Raw genomic sequence first — 21783 nt, 5'->3', positions numbered from 1 at the left:
CGGACGTCTTGAACGACCCTTTCGTGACATCCAGGGGCCCTCAGGCGGCCAGGCGGCCCGCCGACGGGGCCAGACCGTCCCGGATGTTCTGCCGCCACAGCTCGTACGCGGGCGTCCCGTCCGCGGCGTCCTCGGTGACCTCGGTCGAGTCGGCCAGGTCGACGGCCTCCTCGATGCTCAGCCCGACGAGCGTGCGCACGGCGAGGCGGGTGTGCGGGGGGACGAACGACGAGAACGTCCTCGCCTTCACCGCGAAGACGACGCCGAGACCGAGTTCGTCCTGGTGTTCACCCGCCGCCTCGCGCAGCCTCTCCAGCCCGGCCTGGTCACAGCCGCCCGCGAAGGTCGAGGCCAGCCCGACACCGCTCCACAGGTCCGGGCGGCGTCCGGCGGGGAAGCGGTCCACCGCCTCGGCGACCTTCACCGGATCACCGCCGTTGATGAACCACAACGCCCGCCCGATGCCCTGGTCGCAGGCGCGGGGGAAGTACGCGGGGGCGCCCGCCCACGGGTACGGCTTGGGGACGAACTGCTCACCGACCCACTTGTCCGTGTCGAAGTAGGCACGGTCGAAGGCGTAGCCGTCGACGGCCAGCCAGCTCATCGTCGGGTGGAACGGGACGCCGTCGAGCTCCGGCAGCACCTTCTTCCACAGCGGCCGGGGCAGGCGGGCCATCGCGAACCCGATGCCGATGTAGGTCAGGAAGACGTGCGGGAGGCCGGGGCCGCTCATCAGTTCGGCCGTGCGGTCCTTCCGGCCGCCGGGCATCACGTCGAGGATGGTGAACGCCATCGCCGCGCCCTCGTAGGCGAACCCGCGCATCTCGGGCTCGACCATGTCCAGCCGCCGTTCGGCCTCCCACAGCGCCGGCGCGTCGATCCCCCATTCGAACCCGCACACCACCGACTGCGGGATCGACTCCAGGCGTGCGGTCGCCGGCGTCGGCGGTACTCCGAACCCGCGCCCCTCGAAGCCGACCGAAGCCAGCGAAGGCGCGAACATCAGCTTACGCAGAGCACCCAGCAATGAGCTCATCACATACGTCCTTTGTGGATAGTGGCGAATTCGCGCGCGAACCGGCTCGTGCCGAGGACACCACGACGCGGTCTCCCCCCACTCGACGACCGATCGAGATCGGCGCCGGTACCGCCGAACAGACCATCCCGGGCTCCCGGAAAGGGCGGGTTCACCCGTTCGCCGGACTAATTCACCGGAATACAAGTACTCAACAGAAAATGAAAACCACTCGGGACGCCATTTTTTGCCAACCTCTTACATGACGGTGAGTAATCGATCGGTCGCAGTTTCACCACCTTCGAAGCCACGCCATCGTCGCAGCTCACCAGGGAATCGATCTTGCCGATCTGCCACCGGAAAATGCGTAACCTTGTATCGTGCGAATCAGATTCACTCTTGCGGGTTTGCTGGGTACACTGAGAGTTACCGTGTTTCTGGGGAAGAGGAGGTCGGAGTGATCCGAGTCCTGTTGGCCGAGGACATGCACCTGGTCCGCGGCGCCTTGGTCGCCCTGCTGAACCTCGAACAAGACATCGAGGTCGTCGCGGAGGTGGGTTCCGGCGACAAGATCCTCCCGATGGCGGCGGAGTACCTGCCGGACGTCGCGATCATCGACATCGATCTGCCCGCCAAAGACGGGCTCACCGCCGCTTCCGAACTCTGCCAGCAACTTCCGGACGTCCGCACGCTGATCCTCACGTCGCTCGGCCGCCCAGGCACCGTACGCCGCGCGCTCGACGCGAAGGTCAACGGCTTCCTGCTCAAGGACGCGCCCGCCGACAAACTCGCCAACGCCGTCCGCTTGGTCGCCACCGGCCGCCGGGTCATCGACAGCGAACTCGCCTTGTCCGCGTGGGGAACCGAGGACTGCCCGCTGACCCCGCGGGAGGTCGAGATCCTCCGCCTCGCCGCGAACGGGCACACGGTCGCCGACATCGCGGCGGAACTGTTCCTGTCACCGGGAACCGTCCGGAACTACCTCGCCACCGTGGTGACGAAACTCAACGCCCGCAACCGGGTGGACGCCATCCGCATCGCCCGCGATTCGGACTGGCTCTGACCCGGTTCGCGTCTTCTCTTTTGCCACAACCGGTTCAGCGCTCCAATACGTGACGATCGCATACGGGGCAAAGAAAAAATCACGGTCCGTCGTGTGTTTCCGGCACTGTTCCGAAGGTTCCGCCTCTGTCACCGTCATTGAGGGGAGTCCGGAGGGCAGGGGATGTACGCGATGACGATCGAACCGGGTGACACGGTCGCCTCGACCGATGCGCCGCACGGCGTGCGCGCGCGGCTCCTCGGCCCGCTCGAACTGCACATCGATGCCACCGATCGCGCGCCGAGCACGCCGAAACTCCTGCAACTGCTGGCGATGCTGCTCATCCGACCCGGCAGGACGGTCCACGTCGACTCCCTCGTGCACGAACTGTGGAACGAAGCCCCGCCCCGCAGTGCCCGCCGGGCCCTGCACACCTACGTCCACCACCTCCGCCGTCACCTCGACCCCGGTGGTACCGGCGATCTGCTGGTCACCAGCCCGCCCGGCTACCGGCTCGAGATCGACGCGGATGTGGTCGACGTGGCGGAATTCCAGCGGCTCCACCGGGTCGGCCGTGAACTGCTCGAAGCAGGCGACGACGCGGCGGCCGCGCACGCCTTCCGTACCGCACTGGACCTGTGGTCCGGTCCCCCGCTGGCGAACATCCACTGTGGACCGACCCTCGCCGCCTACACCGTCTATCTGCTGGAGGAGCGGCGCGATGCCCGCGACCTGTGGATCGAGGCCGAGATCCGCGCCGGCAGGCACCGGGAGATGCTCGGCGTCCTGCGGTCGCTGACCACCGCGGACCCGTTCGACGAAACCCTGCACGCCCACCTGATCCGCGCACTGGGGCTCAGCGGACGACGCAGCGACGCACTGGCGTCCTACGAGTGGCTGCGCTCCAGGCTCGAGGACGAACTGGGGGTGAAACCCAGCGCCGAACTGCGAGAGCTGCACCGCGAACTGCTTTCCGAGGGACACCCGGTCCGCTGACCGAGCACCACCGCCACCACCAGATCCAGGAATATGAGGAGTCAAGCATGACCGCTCGCACCTATGGCCAGTTCTGCGGCCTCGCCCGCGCCCTCGAGATCATCGGGGAACGCTGGTCCCTGCTCGTGATCCGTGACCTGGTACTCGGCCCGAAACGGTTCGACGAGCTGCAACAGGGCTTGCCGAAGATCCCGATGAGCATCCTGTCGACCCGGCTCAACGAGCTGGAGCAGCACGGTGTCGTCCAGCGCCGGGTGCTCTCGCAGCTCGACGCCGGGGTGGTCTACGAGCTGACCGAGTACGGCAACGACCTCGACCAGATCCTGCTGCAGCTGGGCCTGTGGGGTGCCCGTTCGCTCGGCGACCAGACGGCGGACGACCTGTTCACCCTCGACTCGGCCGTCCTGTCGCTGTACACCACGTTCCAGCCGGACGCGGCCCGTGGCGTCCACTGCACGTTCGAAATGCACTACGGCGGCGAGATGGTCATCCACGCGGTGATCGAGGACGGCGCCCTGACCGCGGGCGAGGGCACGCACCCGGACCCGGACCTCGTCATCGAGCCGCGCGGCCCGTACATGCTGAAGCTGCTGAACGGCGAGATGGACGCGGCGAGCGCGCTCACCAGCGGCGCCGTGGCCGTCAAGGGCGATCCGGACAAGCTGGAGCTGTTCACCCGGATGTTCCACATCCCCTCCGCGCCGACGAAGACCGAAGGGCTCGTCACGCACTGAGGACCGTTCCAGCGGCGGGGCCGGGACGCCGGTCCCGCCGTTCCTATTCGAACCGTGCGGTGTCGCCGGCGCCCCGCCGCACGATCTCCGGTTCCCCCGACGAGAAATCGATGACGGTGGTGGGTTCGACCCCGCAGTCACCGGAGTCGATCACCGCGTCCACCACGTGCTCCAGATGTTCCTTGATGTCCCAGCCCTGGGTCATCGGCTCCTCCTGGCCGGGTAGCAGCAGCGTGCTCGACAGCAGCGGCTCGCCGAGTTCGCCCAGCAGTGCCTGGGTGACCACGTGGTCCGGGATGCGCACGCCGACGGTCTTCTTCTTGGCGTGCAGCAGCCGTCGCGGAACCTCCTTGGTGGCCGGAAGGATGAACGTGTAACTGCCGGGCGTGGACGCCTTGACCGCGCGGAAGACCGCGTTGTCCACGTGCACGAACTGGCCCAGCTGAGCGAAATCCTGGCACACCAGGGTGAAATGGTGGCGGTCGTCGAGTTTGCGGATGCTCCGGATACGGTCGATGCCCTGCTTGTTCCCCAGCTGGCAGCCGAGGGCGAAGCAGGAGTCCGTCGGATACGCGATGAGCCCGTCTTCGCGCAGGAAGTCGACGACCTGTCCGATCGCGCGCCGTTGCGGATTTTCCGGGTGTACGTCGAAATACCTGGCCATGCGCAGAGCTTAAGGCCACCGGCCCGCGCCCGCCGCGAGAGGCTGTCGCGGGCCGCGTACACAGTGGATCTCCGCGCCCGTTCCCGGCCGCCGCGTCTTCCATCGTGGTATGTTCCGCGATGAACGCGGTGGTGCGAACAGCCCACACCCGTGCGGGTGAACACCGGAGTTTTCCCGTCCCCAGCGGGGAAAGCGTCTCCCTGTTCGCCGTTCTTCCGTTATCCGGAGGGACCGACCCGGGTAACGAACATGGGCTATGATCCGAACCATAGCGATGGAGGGCCGTGTCACGGCCCGGGCCGTCGCGAGGGGGGACGCGACCAGATCGAGCCGTCTTTCTGTTACCACTGGGGTGCCTGTGCCGGACCAGCTCGCTGTGACCGCCGAACCTCTCGGAACCGCCGGCATCGACCGGCGTCCTCGCCGGGCGCTGTTCCTCGCCGGGCTGGTCATCACCGTCGTCTTCGTCAACGCCTGCCTCTTCGGTCTGCTCGGCGTCCTGCTTCAGCCTGGGATGGACCTTCAGCACGGCTTGCTGGCCGTGCTGTACGTCGGGCCCGTGCTCGCGATCCAGCTGCTGTACTTCAGCCGCCCGGCGATCCGCCTGGACACCCGGCGGGCGAAGGCGACTCTGGGGGTCCAGACCGGTCTCGCCTATCTGCCGGTACTGCACTTCGACGAGGCGCTGACCTCGCTGACCACCATCGCAGCCGGCAGTTCGCTGCTGATCCTCCGCCCGCGGGTCGGCTGGCCGGTGTTCACCACCCTCATCGCGGCCACGTCGTGGATCCTGTGGATCCATGCCGACTCCGCGCTCGGAGCGACGATCGACACGGTCAGCGCGGTGGTCTACGGGCTGGTCACGTATCTGCTGACCTGGCTCGCGAGGCTGGTGAACGAACTGCATCAGGCCCGCACCGAACTGGCGAGGCGAGCCGTGGCGGAGCAGAGGCTGGCCTTCGCCAAGGACCTGCACGACCTGCTCGGGCTCGGTCTGTCCGCGATCTCGCTCAAGGGTGAACTGGTGCACCGGCTCCTGCGCAAGTCACCGCAGCGGGCGCGCGAGGAACTGGCCGAGATCACCGGGATCGCGCAGCGCACGCTGTCCGACGTGCGGTCGGTGGCCAGGGGGTACCGTGAGCTGTCGCTGGACAAGGAATCGCGCACCGCGGTGTCGTTGCTTTCAGCCTCGAACGTCGCGGTGCGGGTCGATCTCGAACAGGTCGAGCTGCCGGTGAAGCTGCGCACCTTGCTGGCGAAGGTGCTGCGAGAGGGCGTCACGAACGTGCTCCGCTACACCGGCGTCCAACACTGCGAGATCGCCGTGCGCACCAGCGAGGGCCGCGTCGCGCTGGAGATCGTCCATGACGGCACGGCGCACGAGGACGTCCCGGCGGAGACGGCCGAGAGCCTCCGCGAGGTGACAGACGAGATCATCGGACACGGCGGGACGCTCAGCGCGGGTCCCGACTCGACCGGACGATGGCGCCTCCATGCCGAACTGCCGGTGCCCGAGCAGGCCGACCCCGCCGAGGCCGCACTGGCGCGGGGTCCCAGTCACTGGTCCCGGATCGACGCCAGGAACGTCCAGTGGATGCTGACGGCGGTCTTCATCGTCTTCGGTCTCTCGGCCATGTCCCGGGTCTTCAACCTGACCGGGGACGGCTGGCGCATCGCGCTCGTCGCCGGCCCCCTCACCGCACTCGTCACCCTGCAACTGGCCTATTTCGCCCGGCCGAACGTCCGGCTGCGTTCACGGCGGAGCTACGCGCTGCTGTTCGTCCAGGCCTGTCTGGTCTTTCTGCCGCTGATCCCGCTCGGGAACGCCTGGGTGAGCCTGCCCAGCCTGTTCGCCGGCACCGCCCTGCTGGTGCTGCCGCCGATCGCGGGATGGTCCGCGTTCGCCGCGACGGTCGCCGGGCCCGTGCTCATCCGGATCGAGTCCGGCGCCGGCTTCCTCGACGCGTTCAACACCTTCGCGTCCCAACTGAACACCGGCCTGATGGTCTTCGGGCTCATCTGGCTGACCCGGCTGGTGACCGAACTGGGTGAGACCAGGAAACGGCTGGCCGAGGTCGCGGTCGCCGAGGAACGGCTGCGCTTCGCCCGCGACCTGCACGACCTGCTCGGCATGAGCCTCTCGGCGATCGCGCTGAAGAGCGAGCTGACCAGCCGGATCATGGACATCGACACCACGCGGGCCTCCGACGAGCTGCTGGAGATCCTCGGTCTGACCCGGCAGGCACTGACCGACGTCCGCTCGGTGGCAAGCGGCTACCGCGAACTGTCGCTGGACAAGGAGTCGCGGTCCGCACAGGCGGTACTGACGGCCGCTGACGTCCAGGTGCGGCTGGAGATGGAACACGGGGATCTGCCTGCCCCGGTGCGCACGGTGCTGGCCGTGGTGCTGCGCGAGAGCGTGACGAACGTGTTGCGGCACAGCAAGGTCGAACGATGCGAGATCGCGGTGCGGCGGGTCGGCAACGGGGTCGCGCTGGACATCGTCAACGACGGCGTCGTGAACGGGCAACCTCGGAATCCGGACAAGCCGGCGCGGGTCGAGGTCGCGGGCAGTGGCATCACGAACATGTCGGATCGCGTCGCCGGGCTGGGCGGCGAGTTGACCGCCGGTGTCGAGGCCGACGGACGGTTCCGGTTGCGTGCCGTGGTGCCGGTCTAGACCACGGTCCAGCACCGCTCAGAGCCAGCCGGATTCCTTCGCGATCCGGATCGCGTCGACCCGGTTGCGTGCGTTGAGCTTTGCCACGATCGTGGTCAGGTAGTTGCGCACCGTTCCGGTGGAGAGGAACGCCTTCGCCGCGACCTCCAGGGTGTCGCGGCCCTCCGCGGTCAACCGCAGGACGTCGATCTCGCGCGGGGTCAGCGGGCAGTCCACGGTGTCCCAGGCGGCCAGCGCCAGCTCGCCGTCGACCATCCTCCGTCCGGCGGCCACCCCGCGCACCGCGTTGGCGAGCTTCTCCGCGGGGGCGTCTTTCAACAGGAAACCGTTGACCTTGGCCGCCAGCGCCCGGCGAAGAGTGCCTGGTCTGCCGAGGCTGGTCAGGATCAGCGTCCTGACCTCGGGAAGCTGCTCGTGGATTTCGGTGGCCGCGGTGAGCCCGTCCTTGCCGGGAAGGTCGATGTCGATGATCGCGACCTGAATCCGCGAACTCCGCGCGGCGGCCAGGATCTCGTCTCCGGACGCCACTTCGGACACCACTTCGATATCCGGCTCCAGCCGCAGGAGCGCTACCAGGGCCCCTCTGACGATATGCATGTCCTCGGCTATGAGAACTCTGATCACCATCGGCGCCGCCCCCTCCGCGCACGCTGCCCCCGTCACCCAACTTAAACACGGCCAACCGGAATGCGTTCCACCATTCGAGTGATGAGTCGGCTCTGCCAAGGGATGTCCGACTTGGTGGATTACGCGGCGAACGAGTTACCCGGATACGAGTGCCGCACTCATTGGCGACTTTCCGTAAGCTCACGAAGCCGACCGCCTCTCACGTTCGCGATGTGAGAGGCGGTCGGCGGAGCGGGTGGCCGGTTTCAGCTCGCCTCGGCCAGAGGCGGAGGGACCTCACAGGTGGTGAAACAGCCGAAGACCTGCCCACCCTGCCGGTTGGACCAGTTGTCGAACCGGTCGATCACCAGCTCGACCTGGTGCCCGGCCGAAGTGGTGTCGATTCCCCGGACGGCGAAGAGCGAACGGACGTTGTCGGTCGCAGCGTTCTGCATCGAAATGACTCCCAGGCTGGTCGGGGCTTTCTTTCAATGAGACGATCGTGCCCGCATGTCCGTTTCCCAACCAGTGCCGTGCATCATCGCGGGAATATGCTTTTTGCCTACTCCGGAAGGTTCTCGCGATTGCTCCGTTCCCTCGATCAACGCCATCGAATGGAGTAACGCGCACCGTCATCGGTGACGGTGCGCGCCGAAGCGATCTCTTTATGCCACGATCACCGATAGTCACGGGACTACCCCGAACAGACCAATCTATACGTCCACTATGGACAGAGGTTTCAGGAGCCGAGCAGGGTCGCCAGGCCGGCGTATCCGCCCTCTTTCAGGCGCACGCCGGACGTCTTCGCGTACGCGGCGTCGGCGCGGATCCCGAGCCCCTCGACCATCCGGTTCATGAAGTTGAACAGGGCGCACACGAGCACCGCGTCGTGCAGCGCGGCTTCGTCCCAGCCCGCCGCGAAGACGGCCTCAGCGTCCTCTTCGGTCACCTGGGACGGCGTACGCGTCAGCTTGCCCACATAGGCCAGCACGGGCTTCATGCGCTCGTCCACGGGCGCGGAACCGAGGTCGTCCAGTGCGGCGGTCAGAAGTCCTTCCGGGACACCGAAAGCCTCCGCGGTGACGGTGTGGACCCCGTGGCAGTACCCGCAGTCGTTGACGCCGGAGACGTAGGCCGCGATCAGCTCCCGCTCCCCCGCGCCGAACGCCGACGGCGCCCGCATGATCAGCTCGTGCAAGTCCAGCAGCTTCGCCGCCGGGGCGGGAAACCGCTGGAACACCTGCAGCAGAGTGGCGTCAGTCGGCAAAGACCCGAGATAGGACATCTTGTGCGCTCCCCTGTTCCGGCGACCGCATGGTCGAGGCGGACCGGACCGCGTCGTCGATGTCGTCGCGCCGCAGCCAGCAGGCCGCGAGGCAGGACACCGATGCCGGTCCCAGCCCGGTCACCGTGGCGGTGACGCGCGCGGTCGCGTGTTCCCATTCTCGGCGCAGGGAACCCGCCGACGCCATCTCCGGACCTGCTTCGATCAGCGGGCGGACCGCGCGCCAGCGGAGGATGCCGGCCTCGACCAGCGCTTCGGTACGGAGGTCGAGCGCGTCGTGCCGGGCCTGGTCCACGGCGAGGGCGACCAGCGCGGGCTCGTCGGCGATCCGGGCGAGCCCGACGCCGGCGAGCAGGCGTTCGGCGTCCAGCCCCAGCAGGATCACCCCGGCCTCGGTCGAGGGAGCGTCGTCGATCGACGGCAGGGTGAAGCGGGAGTCGTAAGGCTCAGACACGGGCGACGTCCTTCGTGGCCGTCCGCAGCGGGAGGTCGCGCCGCAGGTTTTCGGCGACGGTGGCCGCGACCCGTGCGGTGGCGACGCGGTGACCGTCGATGTTGCGGGCGGCGGGCCCCAGCGCCATCCCCGCGGCCGCGCCGACGGCGAAGACCCGGGGCGCGCCGAGGTAGGCGAAGGTGCGTTCGTCCAGCCGCGGCCAGCCGCCGCGGTCGAGGACGGCCTCGGCGGGCATCAGGCCGTCCCCGATCGACGGCGTGGTGCCGAGCGCCAGTACGGCGTGGTCCACGGACACCCGCGAACCGTCTTCGAGGTGGAGGCCGACACCGGGCGTCACCTTCGTGATCGCCCTGCCGCGATGCACGATCAGCCTGCCTTCGGCTTCGGCCGCTTGGAGCATCGGTCGGAACTCGAACATGATCGACGCGCGCCGGAACCGGCCCATCAGTTCGAGCCGCTCGGACCAGCCCACGCCGTCGAAACGAGCGCGGCCTTCGGGCCGGAAGAACGACGAGTTGACGTCGGCGCACTGGTAGCGTTCGCCCGCTTCGCGGACCACCCAGTGCACCTCGCGGCCCTGGGCGAGACCGTTGGAGATCAGGTGCGCGGCAGTGAGGCCGGCACCGACGACGGCGAGCCGCTTCCCGCCATCGGGAACGGGTTCGTCCCAGTAGCTCACCCCGCGCGGTGGACGGCCGCCGCCCCACCAGGTGCCCGGGGCGGACCGGCGCTCCTCTCCGAGGCACAGCACGACGTGCCGCGCGGTGACGGAGAACCGGTCGGCGCGGACGGTGACGGCGTCCGCGGTCGGCAGCACCTCGCGGACCGAACCGCGCCAGGTCCGCTCGGTGACGTGATGACTCGCCGCGAGATGACGGCAGTAGGCCTCGAAGACGTCGACGGGCACGACCGAGCGATGCCCGGCCTGCGCCATGCGGATCTCCCGGCGTTCCACCGGGGTGAGCACCGACCAGTGCAGCCGGGCGAAGTCCAGGAGTTCGCAGTCGCGGTACCCCTCGACGCCGGGGTGGTGCTCGTACGGCGACCGCAGCACGCGCTGGCCGAGCAGATCGACGCGGTCGAAGAAGCGGCCGCAGGGACGGCCGTCGCGGTCGACGACGACGATGTCGGTCACGCCGTGGTGCCACAGCGCGGAAGCGACCGCGAGCCCGGCCGGGCCCGCCCCGACGACGACCACGTCGGCGGCGGACGGCGGTTCGGCGGTGACCGCCGCGCGGGTGCCGGGGAGTACCGGCCACTCACGCCCGCGCGGCGATTCGAGGAGATGGGGTTCCGGGACGAAGGTGATCACCGGTGTGCTCAGCCGATCACGGTCACCGGGACGATCAGCTCGATCACGGGCCGCTGCTTCATCCCGTTGCTGATCATTTCGTCCAGGGTCTGCTGGGACTGCTCGGCGGTGTCGGTCGCGATCGGGCTGTAGCGGGAGTAGGAGTAGGTCGGCTTCCGGCCGCCCGCGTCGAGCGAGTACACCTTGAGCACCGCCTCGCCAGGCCGGACTTCACCGTCGTAGAAGGTGAGGCGGCGCTGATCCGGCGTCATGAAGGACTTCGAGAACTGGCGGGAAAGGACGAGCGTGTCGGCGTCGTTGACGAAGGTCGAGTCCTCGTCGGTGACGACCTGCATCGCGACCCAGGTCTTGTCGGTCAGGTTGGTCTCGGACTTGATGACCTGCCAGCGGCCCGGTTCCGGGAGATTGACACTCACCGAGATGTCGTGATCAGTGGTGTCGATCGCCCCGGAGATCATCAGCACCCGCCGCCGGACGTCGGCGACCCCGGCCATCTGAATGTCACGTGCGCGTACCCGAGTGGAAACATCCAATCCCGGGAATTCAGGTGATGACATCTTTCACGCCTCCCAGACCTCGATATCGCAATTCAATCCCCGGCATGATCCCCCCAGCCGCAAACACCGGAAGAATTTCACGCTGAACTGGGCGATGTCAAGATGAGGAACACATGATCCACTCCCCGTCCGGACTGGGCCGTTCGGCGGTACCCGGGTCAGGATTCGTCGGATTCCTCAGCCCAGGCCGCCGCGGGTGTGCCCTGCTCCAGCGCCCCGATGTAGACGATCTCGAACGAGGAATCGGCGCGATCGATCCCGATACGGAGGACGAGGTCGTGTTTCACCAGAAAAAGAAACTGATGCGGTTCCCTGCTGTCGCCGAAAATGTCGTAGATGAGGAAGGCGGAGCCGTCCGCCACCGCGAAAAGCGCTTCGTAGACGACATTCCGGTCGGCCTGCGGAGCATTGATCGCCCATTCTTCCAACACCTGCAAACCCGACGTGAGCTGGAGGCGCATAGCCATCCGGAGGCCTCCTCGAGGTCTGGTCGGTTCGCGGGCGATCTTCATCGTCGCGCGCGCGATACCTGATGGTCTTCTTCGTCCGTGCGCCGTGCCTAGTTGTAACCGAGGACGATGTGGTCGGCCGGGAAATCGTTTTCGGTGGCCTGCCTCGGCTCCGGGACGACCACCGCCGCGCCGGCCTCCGCGCCCCCGCGCGGGTCGAAATCATCGGTCACGACCCAAATTCGCACCTGTGCCGTCATGACGTTCCTCCCGGCCTTCGATGAACGACTCACTTGACAACCAAGGATGGACCCGTCCGATCGTGACCCGCTCGAGGACGGGCGGAGGCCTCGGTGAGCAAAGGAAAAGTCGCCGCCGGAGGGCCGCCGGTAGTGCCCTTGAGGTAACTCGGAACCCAGGGAGCCACCATGACCGAACGCCTCGACCCGTACGAGATCTACGCCGACGACGAAGTCGACGTCGACTTGCTGGGCCTGTCGTGGCCCGACCCCGCGGTCCCCGAGCAGCGGGGCCGGCAATGAGCGCCGCGGAGCGGCAGCGGACCTGTGCGGCCTGCGGGGGCCCGTTCCGGCCCGGGGAGCGAACGGGTCTGGAGGCCGTGCTCGACGGAGAGATCCTCTACGTCGCGGTGCACGCCCGCCACAGTACGTATCCGCCGCGGCGGGAAATCGAGGCGGCGCGACGTCTCGCGTGAGTCAGTGAAGGCCTCCTTGAGGGACTCTGGGTCCCCAAGGAGGCCTGGGCACGCGTGATCGAAGACCGCACACGCGTGATTGAACGCGTAACTCGCGTGATTGAACGCGTAACTCGCAGATGCGCCCGGAAACACGCGTGTTACGGCTCCAGACACGCGTGTTACGACCAAACGCCCGCGTGTGTTCTAGCGCAGCGTCGAGGTACGCCAGGTCGGCGCGGCGAGCGGCGACCAGGTGGAGCGGGCCGGCGCCGCGGGCGGGGGCGCGACGGAGGCCAACGCGGTGAAGACGGCCACGAGGGCCGCCAGTTCGGCGTCTTCCGGGTCCCCGCGCAGGACCCGGAAGACGGGCGCACTGTCCATTCCGGACGGTGACATGGTTCCCCCGTTCAGATCGGGTGGTTGCCGTGCTTGCGCTGGGGCGCCGCCTTTCGCTTGTCCTGCAGCATGTCCAGCGCCCTGGCGACGGCGGACCGGGTGTCCGCGGGGTCGATGATGTCGTCGACCAGCCCGCGTTCGGCCGAGTACTGCGGGTTCATGAACTCCTCGGTGTATTCGGCGACCAGATGCGCGCGCAGCGCGTCCGGATCGGGCGCGGCGGCGAGATCCTTGCGGAACAGCACGTTGACCGCGCCCTCGGCGCCCATCACGGCGATCTGGTTGGTCGGCCACGCCAGCGAGAGATCGGTCCCGATGGACCGCGAGTCCATCACGATGTACGCGCCGCCGTACGCCTTGCGCAGGATCACCTGGACGCGTGGCACGGTCGCCTCGCAGTAGGCGTGCAGCAGCTGGGCCCCGTGCCGGATGATCCCCGAGTGCTCCTGCTCGACCCCCGGCAGGAAGCCGGGGACGTCCACGAGCGTCACCAGCGGGATGCTGAAGGCGTCGCAGAACCGCACGAACCGCGCCGCCTTCTGCGACGCCGGGCCGTCGAGCACGCCGGCGAACACCACCGGCTGGTTGCCGACCAGGCCGACCACCCGCCCGTCGATCCGCGCGAGCGCGCACAGCACGTTGCCTGCCCATCGCTCGTGCAGTTCGAAGAACTCGCCGTCGTCGGCCAGTTCCGCGAACACCTCGCGCATGTCGTACGGCTTGTTCGGCTCCACCGGGACGAGTTCGGCGAACCTGGGCCGCCGGTCCTTGCCCGCGTCCTGCGACGGCTCGCGGGGCGCGGGCTCCAGGTAGTTCGACGGCAGCAGCGACACCAGGTAGCGGACGTCGGCGAGGCAGCTCTCCTCGTCGTCGTGCACCACGGTCGCCACGCCGGACGACGCGCCGTGTACGTCCGCGCCCCCCAGTTCGTCGTGGCTGACCCGTTCCCCGGTCACGGTCTCGACGACGTCCGGCCCGGTCAGGTACATGCGGGCGGTGTCGCGCACCATGAACACGAAATCCGCGAGCGCGGGCGAATACGCCGCCCCGCCCGCGCACGGCCCCAGCACCACGCTGATCTGCGGGATGACGCCGGACGCCTCGACCTGGCGGCGGAAGATTCCGCCGTAGCCGTCGAGCGCCATGACGCCTTCCTGGATCCGCGCTCCCCCGCTGTCGTTGAGCCCGATCAGCGGCGAACCGGTGGCGATCGCCAGATCCAGCACCTTGTGGATCTTCGCCGCGTGCGCCTCGCCGAGCGAACCGCCGAAGACGGTGAAGTCCTGCGCGTAGACGAACACCCGCCGTCCGTCGATGGTGCCCGACCCGGCGACGACGCCGTCGGTGTACGGCCGGTTCTCCGCCAGCCCGAGCCCGCTCGCCTGATGCCGCCGGTACAGCTCGATCTCGGTGAAGGAATCCTCGTCCAGCAACAGTTCCAGCCGCTCGCGCGCGGTGTGCTTGCCGAGCGAGTGCTGCCGCCGGACGCCGTCGAGCCGCCCGTCGACGATGTGCTCGCGCAGCTCGTCGCGCTGGGCGCGCAGCAACGGCATCGTCGGCTGCGGCGGGTGCACCGGTTCGGCGCCGCGGGCGAGGGGGATCACCCGCCCGTCGGTCGCCCTCGGGACCCGGGAGCGCCGCAGCCGGTCCTCCGGCAGCGGCACCACCTCGGAGTCCTCCGCGCGTTGTGCTCCCGGGTCACCTTGCAGGGTCACGCCGCGTCCCGTAGCCGTGCATCACGCTCGAGTTCGTCAAGCTCGATCTCGCGCATGATGTCGCGCCAGCACACCCCCCGTCCGAGACGGGGCATGGTGGTCACCACTGGCGGCCGCTCGACCGTGGGCGCCGGGGCGGACGGGGTGGATTCGTTGATGGTCATGACTTTCCTCTCCTGTCAGGCCGATGCCCGGATCCGGCCGTCGATCTGGTGGTAGCCGCCGCTGTAGAAGACCAGCGAGTCCTGCGCGGTGCCGCGGCTGGAGGCGACCACCTTGCCGAGGAAGATCGAGTGGTCACCGCCTTCGTAGACTTCGGCCAGCTCGCATTCCAGCCACGCCAGCGCGCCGTCGAGCAGCGGGGCGCCGGTCTGCGGACCGGCCGTCCAGTCCACCGAGTCGAACTGGGCGAGCCCGGCAGGGCGGCGCCAGTCGGCGAAGTACTTCGCCAGTTCCTTCTGGTCCGACGCCAGCACCGTGACCGCGTACGAACCCGCCGTCACGATCGCCTCGTGCATCCGCGCCGCGCGGGAAACGCAGCACAGCACCATCGGCGGCTCCAGCGACACGGAGGTGACGGCGTTGGCGGTCATCCCGTGGGCCCGTTCGCCGCCGGCGGTCAGCACGGTGACCCCGGTGGCGAACTGGCCCATCACCTCCCGCAGCCCGGCCTGAGCGGACAACCGGCGGCGGGCCACGGGCGACGGCAGGCGTTTCAGCACGGGCCGCGAAGGCTCGTCCAGCGTGCCCACGTCATTCCCCCTTGCCGTCGACCGCGTACGGGGCCAGCGCCTCACGCAGCTGCTCGGGCACCCGGCTGGGCACCGTGGCCGTGTTCGGGCCGCGCATGCACGCGATCCGCTGCCTTCCGCGGGCCACCAGCCGCTCACCCTCGTCGGTGAGGTGGACGTAGTCGAAGGTGAACTGGACCTGGGTCTGCGTCAGCTCTTCCAGCCGCAGCCGGATGGACAGCTCGTCGAACGCGGTGATCTCCGCGTAGAACTCGCAATCCACCTTGAGCGTGAAGAGCTTGAGGTCGTCACGGACCTCTTCGAGCACCGCGGGCGCCTTCTCCTTCAGGAACATTTCGCGGCACCGGCCCTGCCAGCGCACGTAGTTCACGTAGTAGACGTTGCCCACCAGGTTGGTCTCTTCGAACCCGACGGTATGCAGGATCTCGTAGTAGTCGGCCATGTCAGTTCTCCTCTCCCTGGAGCACCGCGAAGACGACGGGATCGGGCCGGTCGTTGACGGTCGTCACCCAGGTGGCGATGCGGGCACCGCCGTGGGAAAGCACCGCCCAGCCGTCCGGGTCGACCCGGTGCACGGTGAGCGCCTGTGTCATGTCCCCGGTCTTGCGCACGCATTCCAGCGCGCTCCAGACCCTGGTGTGCGCGACCGAAAGCGGCTCGCGGGCGTCCGCGGCGAGCAGTTCGCCCACCGCCAGCAGATCCTCACCGAGCAGCCCCGCCCAGTCCTCGGGCGTCCGCTCGATCGCGGTTTCGACGTCGCACGCGACCCGGCCGCCGCCCGCGATCGCCAGGGTGAGGTCGGCGCTGTGCGACGCGCTCACCTCGACCCCGTCGGCCTCCGGTTTGCCGTCCGGGCGGTAGCGGATCTCGAGCGGGGCGTCGACGGCGCGGCCGGCGGCCAGTGCCGTCTGCGCCCGCCGTTCCGGCGTGGTCTCCACGGAAGCGCCCACCGGGTCCGGTTCGACGACGATCGCGCGGGACGAGCCGAGCAGCCGTTCCACGGAACGCTCCAAATAGGACCCGAGCATCGACGGAACCCACGGTCCTTCGCCGTCACGCTTGCGCACCGCGCGCAGCTTCAGCCCTTCCCAGCGCTCGACCAGCTTCCCGTCGGGGTTGCGGACGTCGAGGTCGTAGAGGTAGCTGTCGCCGTCCTGCGAACGCTCGCGGGCGTCGAGGAGCACGTACTCCGGGTCCTGCTCGCCGGGTTCAGCGAGGTACAGCCGCTCGATCCCTTGCGGCAGCAGGGTCGCGTCCGGGACACAGCACTGGATCGCGTGCATCATCGCGTCGCGGGTGCCCGGGTCGGCCAGCAGCTTCTCCTGCGGGAGGAACGGCGCGAACCAGTCGACCTCGGCGCCGGTCGCGATCTCCGCGACCGCGTGCCGCGCGCTGGCCCGCCGGTAGCCGGTGACCCGCTGGAATCGCTTGCCCTGGAACAGGACCGTGCCGTACAGCTCGGTCGTCGGGTCGACCGGGACGGGCGGCAGCGCGACGTCGCGGACGACGGTCTCGCCGAGCGGATCCGGCCGGGAGAACCGCAGCCGGGCCCGGAAGTGGTCGGCGCTGAACCCGGTCTCCCCGCTGCGCAGCACCACGTCCACCGTTTCGGCGTCCCTGGCCAGCGCGGCGAGCCGGATCGTGGTCGACCCGCCCGGCGAGACGATGATCGGGCGCAGGAACTCGACGTCGGAGAGCACCGGCGCCGGCAGCGTTTCCGCGCCGAGGGCGGCCTTCGCGACCTGGGTCATCGCCTCCATCCCGATCACCGCCGGGAACAGCAGCTGACCGTCGAGCAGGTGGTCGGCCAGATACGGGTCGCTGCCCGCGGACAGGTCGGCCTCGGTGATCAGCTCGACACCCGGGTAGTGCACGACCGCCCGGTCGACGAAGCGGGTCAGCGGCAGTTCGCGCTTCTCCACCGGCAGGGTGGCCAGCCCCCCGGTCCGGCCGCAGACGACCAGCACCGACGGGGCGGTCGGATCGCCGACGACCTGGCGGAGGATCTCGATACCCTCCTCGGTCGGGATCGGGGTGATCCCGTCGCGCATCAAAGCGCTGACGACGCCGAGCTTTTCGCCCATGCCCGTCCCCGACCAGACCGACCATTCGAGGGCGATCGCCCTGGCCTGGGGGTGTTCCTGGCCGAAGCGGACGGTCAGTTCGGTCATCCAGTCGTTGGCCGTGGCGTAGTGCGCCTCGCCGCGCAGGCCCGCCCGTCCGATGATGCTGCCGAAGGTCACCAGCAGCTTGATCTTGTCCTGGTCGACGGCGTCGAGGACGGCGTTGAGGCCACCGATCTTCGGGGCCAGCGTCTTGCGGAAGCTCTCCTCGGTCAAGGAGAACAGCGCGGCGGGCTCGTTGCGGCCCGCGCCGTGCAGGACCGCGGTGACCGGGCCGAACTCGGCCTGCACGCGGCCGATCGCGTCGGCCACCTGACGGGCGTCGGTGACGTCGGCGCGTTCGTAGCGGTAGGTGATGCCCGCCGCCGCCATCCGGCCGAGGTTCTCCGACAGTTCGGCGTCGTCGGCCGGGTCGCTCCGGCCGAGCAGCGCCAGTTTCGCGCCGGAGTCCTTGGCCAGCGCCAACGCGCTCTCGGCGGTGATGCCCTTGCCGCCACCCGTGACGAGCAGGACGTCGCCGGAGTCCAACGGGGTCCCCTCGGCCTCGGCCGGGGTCATGGCCGCGAGCTTCGGCACCGTGCGGACCCCGGCGGCGTCGTAGCGGACCTCGCTGAAGTCGTTGGTCGCCGCCACTTCGGCGACCACGGTGGACACCGCGGCGCTGACGGCCTCGGGATCGACCGGGCCGACGTCGGCGAGATCGACGATCGTGGTGCGGGCCGACGGGTCCTCCAGGCGCAGCGTCTTCGCCAGACCGGAGGCACCGAGACCGTGCTGCACCACGACGAACCGCGTGCCGTTGGGCGCGGCCAGCACGGCGCGGCCCGCGTCGAGGAACAGGCCGACGTCGCCGGAACCGCTGTCGGAGTTCAGGCAGAGGAGGACACCGTCGCCGACGCCCGCGGTGGCCAGTGCCGCGCGCAGCGGCTCCGCCAGCGGATGGCCGTCCGGCGCGAACGCCGTCCACTCGGCGGTGGACAGCCCCGGCGTGAGATCTGGCGACGGTTTCGGCGCGACGACGTACTCGACCCCGAACGGCCGGACCCAGGGTCCGACGCCGGTGACCTCGGCCTGGTTGCTGTCGGCGGGTTTGGCGGTCTGGGCGAGTTCGTCGATCATCTCGGCGAGTTCGCCGAGACAGACGGTCGCGAAGTTCGGCATGCCCTCCAGCGCCGGGCGGCCGAGCGCCCGGGTCACGTCGTTGACGAGCTGGCCGACCGTGATCGACGAAAGGTGCAGGTCGTCGAGCGGATGCGTGTCGGCGGTGACCGCTTCGAGGGGCAGTTCCACCCGCTCGGAAGCGAGCTTGCGCAGCAGGTCGAGAGTGCTGCTGCCACCGCTCTCCGAGGCCGTTCCGGCCGGGGCCTCGGCAGGCGCGGCGGGGTCGGCGACCCGGTCGCGGGTCAGGTCGGCACCGATGGACGGCGCGGCCTCACACGGGCTGGTGAGGAACGAGAACTCCCCGTCCACCGGCAGCGTCCGCACGATCCGGCCGTCGAACAGCGCGGAGGTGTCCAGCGGGGCGCCGAACGTGAACGCGGCGCCCGCGACCTTCAGCAGCGCAGCCAGCTTCGGGCTGTCGGTGTCGATCGCGAGCACCGGCGTACCGGGCGCGATCTCGCCGAACAGTCCGGTGAGCACGTGGCCCGGGCCGACCTCGATCACCAGGTCGCTGCGCTCGGCGACCTTCGCGGCCGCCTCGCGGAAACGGACCGGCAGGACCACCTGGTCCCGGAGCAGATCGCGCAGGTCCTCGGCGGCGTGCAGGACGTCACCGGTCACCGTCGAGACGACGGGCCGGTCGAGCCTGGCGAAGTCGAACGCGGCCAGCTCCTCGGTCATCGCCTCGGCGGCCGGGACGACCGCCGGCGAGTGGAACGCGTGCGAGACGTTGATGCGGGTGGCGGTGACGCCCTCCGCACGGGCACGGGCGACCACCCGGTCGATCGCCTCCGACGGTCCGGAAAGGACGGTCTGCTCGGGCGCGTTGTAGCCCGCGATGACGACGTCCTCACCCTCGGCGAAGCGCTCGGCGACCCCCGGGCCGGCGGCGATCCCCGCCATGGCGCCGTTGCCGTCGCTCGCGGTCGCCATCACCTTGCCGCGGATCTTGGCCAGCTTGAGGACTTCGCGTTCGGTGAGCGCGCCACCCCAGTGCAGGGCGGTGAGCTCACCGAGACTGTGGCCGGCGACCGCCTGCGCTTCGATGCCGAGGCTCTTCAGGACGCGGAGCCCGGCGAGCGAACCGGTGACGATGCGCGGTTGCGCGACCTCGGTGGCGACCTGGTCGGCGCCGGTCGAAAGGCCCGCCGCGCGATAGATGTCGTCGGCGTGGGCGAAGCGCTTGCGCAGCGCGCCGACCGTACCGCGCCCGGAACCCTGGCCGGGGAACAGGAACCCGATCTTCGGGTCCTTGACGCGGGAGCCCGCGAAGATGCCGTCGCCGGTGGAGAAGACTTCCGGCTCTCCCTCGCCGAGGAGGTCGAGCAGCTTGGCCAGCTTGCGCTCGGCGTCCTCGGGATTGGTCGCGACGATCGCGGCGCGGACCGGTTTCCCGGACAGTTCCGCGGAAAGCGTGGCCGCGAGGTCCCCGAGCTCCGCCAGCGAGAGCTTCGGCACGACTTCCAGCAGACCGGTCAGCCTGCCGCGCAGCGACGCGGCGTCGTCGGCGTCGAGGAGCAGCAGTTCGCTGTCCTGCCGTCCGGCGACCAGCGAGCGGGTCCGCTCGTCGAGGTCCTTGCGCCGGGCCGCGCCCGGCGCCTCGGTGACGGTGACGTGCGAGTTGATGCCGCCGAAGCCCATCGCGGAGACACCCGCGCGGACCGGGTGGTCCGCGGGCCACAGCCCGGCCTCGGTCGGGACGTACATCCGCGCGGAGTCGCCGACCAGCGACTCGTGCGGCTCGTAGTGGCCGGTCGCGGGCGGGATGACCTGGTGGTACACCGCCAGCGTCGCCTTGATCAGCCCGGCGACACCGGCCGCGGCCTTGGTGTGGCCGATGTTGCCCTTGATCGTGCTCAGCGCGGCGCGATCGGCGAGCGGGTCGGCGTCGCGGCGGGCGGTTGAGAGCGCCTCGATCTCGGTGGCGTCGCCCAGCGCGGTCCCGGTGCCGTGGCCCTCGAAGTAGGAAACGGTTTCGACGCCGTAGCCCGCCTTCTCGTACGCCCGCTGAAGCGCGAGACGGTGACCCGAGGCCTCCGGACGGGTGATGCCGCCCTTGCCGTCGGAAGAGACACCCCAGCCGCCGATGCTGGCGTAGATCCGCTTGCCCTGCGCGATCGCGTCGTCCTCGCGCATCAGCACGAGCATGCCGGAACCTTCGCCGGGCCAGAAACCGTTGGAATCGGCGTCGTAGACCTTCATCTCCCGCTTGGCGAGCGCGCCGGTCTTGGCGAAACCGATCACCTCGAACGGGTCGATCGACAAGTCGACACCGCCCGCGATGGCGACGTCGAGGTCGCCCTCGGAAAGCGCGTTCGCCGCCGTGACCACCGAAAGCAGCGAAGACGAGCAGGCGCCGTCCACGGTGAACCCGCCACCGCCGAAGTCGAAGAAGTTGCAGACGCGGCCGGCGATCGTGTTCGCCAGCCCGCCCGCGAGCGTGTCCTCGTCGATCGCGGGGAACGGGGCCTTGTACTGCGCCTCGAGGTCGTGAAGGAACTCGGCGGTGTCACTTTCGGCCCAGCCGCGCTCGGCGAGGGCCGCCGCGACCGTGCGGCGCACGTACGGCCAGCGCAGCCGCATGATGTTGGCGCGCGAGAACTCGCCGGTGAGGCTGTTGCCGATGACCACGCCGGTGGCGGACCGCGGCAGCCCCTCGCCCTCGGGGAACCCCGCGTCCGCCAGCGCCTGCGCGGCGACGTCGAGCGCCAGCCAGTGCGTGGTGTCGGTCGACCGGAACGTGCTGCCCGCGACCTTGTACTTGATCCGGTCGAATTCCCAGTCGCGGAGCACCGCGGCCTTCTGGGCGTAGAAACGGTCCGGCGCCTTGGGGTCGGGCGAGTAGTAGTCCTCGCGGTTCATCCGCTCGTCGGGCAATCTCCGGAACGCCCTGCGGCCGGCGAGGACGTTCTCCCACAGTTCTTCCGGGGAACCGGCGTCCGGGTATCGGAGACCGATACCGACAATCGAAATCCGCTCAACGCTCATGCCACCGCACTCCCCTAGCTCTCAAGACTCAAGTCACGGAATCCGGTCCCGGCGCCGGGCTCTGTTCCCAGAAACGCGGCCGCCGTCCGTTCGCGCAGTCCGGTCAAGCATGAACCGGCGGCGGGTGCGAAGTCTTCTCTCTGGTTGTTGAAGGTGA

At 69.2% G+C, this 21783-nt stretch carries 21 protein-coding genes; 5 read left to right on the top strand and 16 right to left on the bottom strand.

The features are described from left to right. Positions 1–40 precede the first annotated feature (40 nt). On the bottom strand, positions 41–1036 hold the full coding sequence (locus tag AC0685_RS33635; RefSeq protein WP_478229187.1) for a DUF1702 family protein: 996 nt from the start codon (positions 1034–1036) through the stop codon (positions 41–43). Positions 1037–1472: 436 nt separating this feature from the next. Between AC0685_RS33635 and AC0685_RS33630 the strand changes: the two genes are divergently transcribed. The 3 genes from AC0685_RS33630 (at position 1473) to AC0685_RS33620 (ending at position 3787) form a co-directional block, all read left to right on the top strand. Then, positions 1473–2078 carry a response regulator transcription factor gene (locus tag AC0685_RS33630; protein WP_478229186.1) on the top strand — a complete coding sequence of 202 codons (606 nt, stop codon included), beginning with the start codon at positions 1473–1475 and terminating at the stop codon, positions 2076–2078. A gap of 162 nt (positions 2079–2240) precedes the next feature. After that, positions 2241–3053 carry an AfsR/SARP family transcriptional regulator gene (locus AC0685_RS33625; protein ID WP_340687587.1) on the top strand — a complete coding sequence of 271 codons (813 nt, stop codon included), beginning with the start codon at positions 2241–2243 and terminating at the stop codon, positions 3051–3053. A 47-nt stretch (positions 3054–3100) separates the two neighbouring features. Next, positions 3101–3787 carry a winged helix-turn-helix transcriptional regulator gene (locus tag AC0685_RS33620; protein WP_478229185.1) on the top strand — a complete coding sequence of 229 codons (687 nt, stop codon included), beginning with the start codon at positions 3101–3103 and terminating at the stop codon, positions 3785–3787. Positions 3788–3830: 43 nt separating this feature from the next. Here AC0685_RS33620 and AC0685_RS33615 read toward each other — a convergent pair whose 3' ends face one another. Continuing rightward, positions 3831–4451: an L-threonylcarbamoyladenylate synthase gene (locus tag AC0685_RS33615; protein ID WP_478229184.1), complete on the bottom strand. Its 621-nt coding sequence runs from the start codon at positions 4449–4451 to the stop codon at positions 3831–3833. Positions 4452–4809: 358 nt separating this feature from the next. Here AC0685_RS33615 and AC0685_RS33610 point away from each other — a divergent pair, with 358 nt between their 5' ends. Further along, entirely contained in the window at positions 4810–7131 is a 2322-nt protein-coding gene (locus tag AC0685_RS33610; RefSeq protein ID WP_340687584.1) for a sensor histidine kinase, read from the top strand. 18 nt (positions 7132–7149) lie between these two features. Here the strand turns inward: AC0685_RS33610 and AC0685_RS33605 are convergent, their stop codons facing one another. The 8 genes from AC0685_RS33605 to AC0685_RS33570 all read right to left on the bottom strand — a co-directional run bounded on the left by AC0685_RS33605 (position 7150) and on the right by AC0685_RS33570 (position 12027). Further along, the gene (locus tag AC0685_RS33605) at positions 7150–7755 is read right to left on the bottom strand and encodes a response regulator transcription factor (protein WP_478229240.1); all 606 of its coding nucleotides are present in this window, start codon (positions 7753–7755) and stop codon (positions 7150–7152) included. A 248-nt stretch (positions 7756–8003) separates the two neighbouring features. Beyond that, positions 8004–8192 carry a hypothetical protein gene (locus tag AC0685_RS33600; RefSeq protein ID WP_457956829.1) on the bottom strand — a complete coding sequence of 63 codons (189 nt, stop codon included), beginning with the start codon at positions 8190–8192 and terminating at the stop codon, positions 8004–8006. Between the two features lie 284 nt (positions 8193–8476). Continuing rightward, positions 8477–9022 carry a carboxymuconolactone decarboxylase family protein gene (locus tag AC0685_RS33595; protein WP_340687581.1) on the bottom strand — a complete coding sequence of 182 codons (546 nt, stop codon included), beginning with the start codon at positions 9020–9022 and terminating at the stop codon, positions 8477–8479. Then, complete coding sequence (locus AC0685_RS33590; protein WP_340687580.1) at positions 8994–9476, bottom strand: DUF6187 family protein; 483 nt, start codon at positions 9474–9476, stop codon at positions 8994–8996. Before AC0685_RS33590 ends, AC0685_RS33595 begins: the two co-directional genes overlap by 29 nt. Then, positions 9469–10788: an FAD-dependent oxidoreductase gene (locus AC0685_RS33585; protein ID WP_478229183.1), complete on the bottom strand. Its 1320-nt coding sequence runs from the start codon at positions 10786–10788 to the stop codon at positions 9469–9471. The genes AC0685_RS33590 and AC0685_RS33585 overlap by 8 nt, the downstream gene beginning before the upstream one ends. An 8-nt stretch (positions 10789–10796) precedes the next feature. Continuing rightward, positions 10797–11282 (bottom strand): DUF6423 family protein, encoded by a 486-nt coding sequence (locus AC0685_RS33580; protein WP_125792998.1) that lies wholly within the window; start codon positions 11280–11282, stop codon positions 10797–10799. Positions 11283–11503: 221 nt separating this feature from the next. After that, positions 11504–11812: a DUF6235 family protein gene (locus AC0685_RS33575; RefSeq protein ID WP_340687578.1), complete on the bottom strand. Its 309-nt coding sequence runs from the start codon at positions 11810–11812 to the stop codon at positions 11504–11506. Between the two features lie 92 nt (positions 11813–11904). Then, on the bottom strand, positions 11905–12027 hold the full coding sequence (locus AC0685_RS33570; protein ID WP_478229182.1) for a hypothetical protein: 123 nt from the start codon (positions 12025–12027) through the stop codon (positions 11905–11907). Between the two features lie 305 nt (positions 12028–12332). Between AC0685_RS33570 and AC0685_RS33565 the strand changes: the two genes are divergently transcribed. Then, on the top strand, positions 12333–12509 hold the full coding sequence (locus AC0685_RS33565) for a hypothetical protein (RefSeq protein WP_340687576.1): 177 nt from the start codon (positions 12333–12335) through the stop codon (positions 12507–12509). A gap of 186 nt (positions 12510–12695) precedes the next feature. On the opposite strand, the gene AC0685_RS33560 is transcribed toward AC0685_RS33565, so the two are convergent. The 6 genes from AC0685_RS33560 to AC0685_RS33535 are packed head-to-tail and all read right to left on the bottom strand — an operon-like array spanning position 12696 to position 21626. After that, on the bottom strand, positions 12696–12872 hold the full coding sequence (locus AC0685_RS33560) for an acyl-CoA carboxylase subunit epsilon (protein ID WP_478229181.1): 177 nt from the start codon (positions 12870–12872) through the stop codon (positions 12696–12698). A gap of 26 nt (positions 12873–12898) precedes the next feature. Continuing rightward, positions 12899–14602: an acyl-CoA carboxylase subunit beta gene (locus AC0685_RS33555; RefSeq protein WP_457956842.1), complete on the bottom strand. Its 1704-nt coding sequence runs from the start codon at positions 14600–14602 to the stop codon at positions 12899–12901. Further along, positions 14599–14766 (bottom strand): DUF6222 family protein, encoded by a 168-nt coding sequence (locus AC0685_RS33550; protein ID WP_340687573.1) that lies wholly within the window; start codon positions 14764–14766, stop codon positions 14599–14601. Before AC0685_RS33550 ends, AC0685_RS33555 begins: the two co-directional genes overlap by 4 nt. A 15-nt stretch (positions 14767–14781) precedes the next feature. Continuing rightward, positions 14782–15354: a flavin reductase family protein gene (locus tag AC0685_RS33545; RefSeq protein WP_340687572.1), complete on the bottom strand. Its 573-nt coding sequence runs from the start codon at positions 15352–15354 to the stop codon at positions 14782–14784. Position 15355: 1 nt separating this feature from the next. Then, the gene (locus tag AC0685_RS33540; protein ID WP_340687571.1) at positions 15356–15796 is read right to left on the bottom strand and encodes an acyl-CoA thioesterase; all 441 of its coding nucleotides are present in this window, start codon (positions 15794–15796) and stop codon (positions 15356–15358) included. 1 nt (position 15797) lies between these two features. Next, on the bottom strand, positions 15798–21626 hold the full coding sequence (locus AC0685_RS33535) for a type I polyketide synthase (RefSeq protein WP_478229180.1): 5829 nt from the start codon (positions 21624–21626) through the stop codon (positions 15798–15800). Between the last annotated feature and the right edge of the window lie 157 nt (positions 21627–21783).

Source organism: Amycolatopsis sp. NPDC043889 (assembly GCF_056435645.1).
The sequence above is the reverse complement of the archived record's forward strand: the minus strand, read 5'-3'. Positions and strand labels throughout refer to the sequence as shown.

What these genes read in the sequence shown, in the direction of transcription:
- AC0685_RS33615 (WP_478229184.1), bottom strand. Translation starts at nt 4,451, where the DNA reads ATGGCCAGGTATTTCGACGTACACCCGGAAAATCCGCAACGGCGCGCG.
- AC0685_RS33575 (WP_340687578.1), bottom strand. Translation starts at nt 11,812, where the DNA reads ATGGCTATGCGCCTCCAGCTCACGTCGGGTTTGCAGGTGTTGGAAGAA.
- AC0685_RS33625 (WP_340687587.1), top strand. Translation starts at nt 2,241, where the DNA reads ATGTACGCGATGACGATCGAACCGGGTGACACGGTCGCCTCGACCGAT.
- AC0685_RS33600 (WP_457956829.1), bottom strand. Translation starts at nt 8,192, where the DNA reads ATGCAGAACGCTGCGACCGACAACGTCCGTTCGCTCTTCGCCGTCCGG.
- AC0685_RS33565 (WP_340687576.1), top strand. Translation starts at nt 12,333, where the DNA reads ATGAGCGCCGCGGAGCGGCAGCGGACCTGTGCGGCCTGCGGGGGCCCG.
- AC0685_RS33595 (WP_340687581.1), bottom strand. Translation starts at nt 9,022, where the DNA reads ATGTCCTATCTCGGGTCTTTGCCGACTGACGCCACTCTGCTGCAGGTG.
- AC0685_RS33535 (WP_478229180.1), bottom strand. Translation starts at nt 21,626, where the DNA reads ATGAGCGTTGAGCGGATTTCGATTGTCGGTATCGGTCTCCGATACCCG.
- AC0685_RS33620 (WP_478229185.1), top strand. Translation starts at nt 3,101, where the DNA reads ATGACCGCTCGCACCTATGGCCAGTTCTGCGGCCTCGCCCGCGCCCTC.
- AC0685_RS33635 (WP_478229187.1), bottom strand. Translation starts at nt 1,036, where the DNA reads ATGAGCTCATTGCTGGGTGCTCTGCGTAAGCTGATGTTCGCGCCTTCG.
- AC0685_RS33580 (WP_125792998.1), bottom strand. Translation starts at nt 11,282, where the DNA reads ATGGCCGGGGTCGCCGACGTCCGGCGGCGGGTGCTGATGATCTCCGGG.
- AC0685_RS33540 (WP_340687571.1), bottom strand. Translation starts at nt 15,796, where the DNA reads ATGGCCGACTACTACGAGATCCTGCATACCGTCGGGTTCGAAGAGACC.
- AC0685_RS33550 (WP_340687573.1), bottom strand. Translation starts at nt 14,766, where the DNA reads ATGACCATCAACGAATCCACCCCGTCCGCCCCGGCGCCCACGGTCGAG.
- AC0685_RS33560 (WP_478229181.1), bottom strand. Translation starts at nt 12,872, where the DNA reads ATGGACAGTGCGCCCGTCTTCCGGGTCCTGCGCGGGGACCCGGAAGAC.